Origin of the sequence: Mycolicibacterium agri, assembly GCF_002553505.1 — a bacterium.
Taxonomy (GTDB): Bacteria; Actinomycetota; Actinomycetes; order Mycobacteriales; family Mycobacteriaceae; genus Mycobacterium; species Mycobacterium agri.
Genome location: NZ_PDCP01000176.1, coordinates 1 through 3,342, shown reverse-complemented (window position 1 = coordinate 3,342; position 3,342 = coordinate 1). Strand labels below are relative to the sequence as shown.

The window sequence follows — 3,342 nt, the reverse complement described above, 5'->3', positions numbered from 1 at the left end:
TGTTGCGCGTCGCTCAGGATGACGATGATGGCGTCAATGGGGTGGACGACGATCTGATGATGAGAACGGCCCCGCTCGGGGTGGTGAGCGGGGCCGTGGTGGGCGTGGTGACGGGATGGCCGTCAGGTTGATGTGGTTGTGGTTGGGTTGACGCGGATTAGATTCAGTCCGTGGCGGTTTCAGCGATGGCGATACGCGCTGCCTTTTCGTCGACGATGGCGTGATCGGCGGCGAACGCGGCGGTCAGCGCATGCAGTGCCAGGTTGTTGACCGCGCGGGGGTGACCGCGGGAGGCGTTGTGGATCAGCCCGATCGCGTCCTCGGAGAACAGGGTGTCGGCCCGGCCTGCGATTTTGCAGTGGTGTCGTATGTAGTCGGCGGTGTCGGCGCCGCTCATTCCGGCAATCGCGTAGCGCACCGCGATGCGCTGATCCAACGCGGCGAGCACCCCGAGCCGGAGTCGGTGGCGCAGGCTGGGTTGGCCGATGAGGATGACAGCGAACGGGGATCCGGAGTCCATGTCGTGATTGGTCAACAGCCGGATCGCTTCGAGCTGCTGGTTATCCAGCAGGTGGGCTTCGTCGACGACCAGCACGGGGTGGCGGCCCCGTTCGGCGTGTTCGGTGGCCAGCGCTTCGGCGGCCTGTGGTGCCAGGGCGGATTTGTGGTAGGCGGGGGTGTGCCCGAGCGCGGCCACGATGTGGGTGAGCATGCCGCGCACCCCGATGGTGGGGTTGGCCAGGTAGATGAACACATGCCGAGATGGATCCAGGTTGGCGGTGGCCGCCCGCACGGCCACGGTCTTGCCCGCGCCCACCTCGCCGGTGATCACCCCGATCGCACGCTGGTCCACACACCAGGTGATGCGGGCCACCGCCTCACCGTGGCTGGTATGGCGGTGCAGCATGCTCGGAGCCAGGTCACGCCCGAACGGCATCCGGGTGAATCCCCAATGTGATTGCAGCCGTTGAATACTCACGCTGACACCTCACCCTCCGCGCCGACGTCCGCACCGGGTTGGAGGTTGTCGATGGACAGCTGGCCGGGAATCTCGCCGTCCTCGCCGTAGAGGGCGTGATAGCCGATGCGTTCGTCGCGGCGCAGCTGCTCGTGGTGGGCGGTGGCGGTCAACGCCAAATAGTCGATCCCCGTCGGCGGCGGCTCGGGCTCGGCGGTTTCCGGTCGGGCTTTGGGGTGCGCGTGGCGGGAGATGGTGTGCGGCAGGGCTTTCCCGTAGCTCTTGTCGTGGTAGCGGACCTCGACGGTTTCCAGATCGAACGGGGAGAACACCAACTCCACTTTGCGCCCAACCAACGCCGGGTCGACCTGGTAGGAATTGGCGTGCAGCGACACGGTGGCGGTCTTGGCCACCACACGGTATTCCGACCACAGGAACGCCTCAGTCAACTCGTCAGCGGTCGGCATCGCCGGGGTGTGGCCCAGCCGGTCCCAGCCGGCCTCCCACCGCGCCAACGGGGTCTGCCCGGTCTCGGTATGGGTGCGGCGATGGTATTCGGTTTCCACCCACGCCACAAACAACCGGTTAAGCTCCAACAACGCGGTGGCGTGATCGATGCCGGCGGCGGCGAGGTCCTCGCTAGTGGTGTCGGCGACCTCGATGAGGAACTGGGTGCGCACGCTGCGAAACCACCGTTCGATCTTGCCCCTCCCTTGGGGTCGGCCGGGTGCCGAATGCACCAGGCGCACACCGAGTTTCGCGCATGCCCGTAAAAGCCAGGCGTCGCAGAAGGCCGAGCCGTTGTCCACGTAGATCCCGGCGGGGACGCCGCGTGAGGCCAGTGCCGGGCGCAACGCCGCGGCCAGCCGCACGGCGTCTTCGGCGAAGCCGAACCGGTAGCCCACGGCCAGCCGGGAGTGATCATCAAGGAAAGCGAATAAGTAGGTTTTGCGATCGCCAACCCGCGGCCCATGAAGGGCATCGCCGACCCACAGCTCATTGGGCTCGGTGGCCTCGAACCGGCCAAACACCGCCGGAGCCTCACCGGGGGCCCCTCCCATCAACTCCATCTTGTGGAAATAGCGCAGCAGCGTGGACTCCGAAGGCGCCCACCCGGTGGCGGTGCGCAGGATCCGGGCCACCTGCGCCACCGTGCGGGTGGGGTTTTCCCGCTTTAGCGACGCCGCCAGCTCGAGCACCTGCGCATCGGTGCGCGCGGCCAACCGCCGCGGGGCTGGCACCAGCGCCTCGAACCCACCGGCACGGTAGCGGCGGATCCAACGGTCCAGCGTTTCCCGCGAGATGCGCACCTGGTTGCCGAACGGGTCGGTATGGGTACCGGCGGCGATCTCGCGCACCAGCCGCCCGCGCTGCTTGGTCGATAACCCCTCATCGAGGGCCGGACAGATCAGCTGATAGCGGAACAACCCGATCGCCTGCGCCCGTTCGCGGCGCTTGTGCTCCTCCAACGACACCTTCTCGGTTCTCCTCTCCGATCAAAGGCCCGCCCGAAACCGTTGCCGGGCAGGCGCCTTGGCGAGGATCGCCGATCACCCCATCCTGGCGTCAGGGGCGATTCGTGTTGCAGAGGGTCAGCTGCGTGGTGGCGGCCACTCCGGTGCCAGCAGCCGACCACCGCTGGCCGCGACCGCCACCCGATCCGGCATCACCGCGCCGAACAACCCGGCTGCACCGAAGCGGAACCGAATCGCGGCGGTCGCGGTCGCCACCGCGGCCAACGCGTCCCGCCAGGGGCACCCGGACCCGTCGGGGATCCGCACGTCCACCCCGGCGGTCACTGCGATGCCAAGGAACCACGATCGGATCGCCTCCAATCGCTGCGCCGCCCGGCGCAGCCAGCCCCGCACCGTCGCCGCCGGCATACCCAGGCCCGCACCGATCCGACGATGCCCAGCCCCCTCGGCGCGGGCGGTCAACGCAGCCCAAATCCGTTCCGCCGCATACGCTCTACGCAAAAACACCGTGACCGGCAACAACACGTGAGTGACCGCGCACGCCCGGCAGCGCGCCCGCCGCGGCCGAACCGGATCGCTGAGCCCCTCGATCTGCCGGGCCCGGGCATACCCCCAGCCACCTAACACCCCGTTCCGGCACGTCGGGCAGCCAATCGCGCCGGTCGCCAGCCGGGATTCGACGCGAACAGGATCGACCTCTACCGTGACCATCGGTGCCTCCAAGCACTACAGCGCGGCACCCCGCCAAGCCGGCCAAGACTTCAGCGGGGTGCCGCGCGCTCATCAGTTCCTCGTCACACTGACGGTGCACACGAACAAGATCAACCCCGACACCACGCCGACCGCCACATCGGCAGCCTCAATGAAGAATGGCCACCCCGCGGTCGTCATCCACAGAGACGGTCAACA

General features: G+C 67.9%; 4 protein-coding genes. 1 reads left to right on the top strand and 3 read right to left on the bottom strand.

Going from position 1 to position 3,342, the window contains the following annotated elements; genetic code table 11:
- Positions 1 to 163: 163 nt before the first annotated feature.
- The 3 genes from CQY20_RS33425 to CQY20_RS33415 all read right to left on the bottom strand — a co-directional run bounded on the left by CQY20_RS33425 (position 164) and on the right by CQY20_RS33415 (position 3,144).
- Positions 164 to 937, bottom strand: a complete 774-nt coding sequence (locus tag CQY20_RS33425; protein WP_234816539.1) for an ExeA family protein — start codon at positions 935 to 937, stop codon at positions 164 to 166.
- Between the two features lie 38 nt (positions 938 to 975).
- Entirely contained in the window at positions 976 to 2,433 is a 1,458-nt protein-coding gene (locus CQY20_RS33420; protein ID WP_097945597.1) for a DDE-type integrase/transposase/recombinase, read from the bottom strand.
- Between the two features lie 117 nt (positions 2,434 to 2,550).
- A complete protein-coding gene (locus tag CQY20_RS33415; RefSeq protein WP_097945594.1) occupies positions 2,551 to 3,144 on the bottom strand; it encodes a hypothetical protein in 594 nt (197 codons plus the stop codon).
- On the opposite strand from CQY20_RS33415, the gene CQY20_RS33410 reads away from it, so the two are divergent.
- The coding region (locus CQY20_RS33410; RefSeq protein ID WP_133119207.1) for a hypothetical protein at positions 3,137 to 3,342 on the top strand (206 nt) is incomplete at its 3' end. The genes CQY20_RS33415 and CQY20_RS33410 overlap by 8 nt on opposite strands.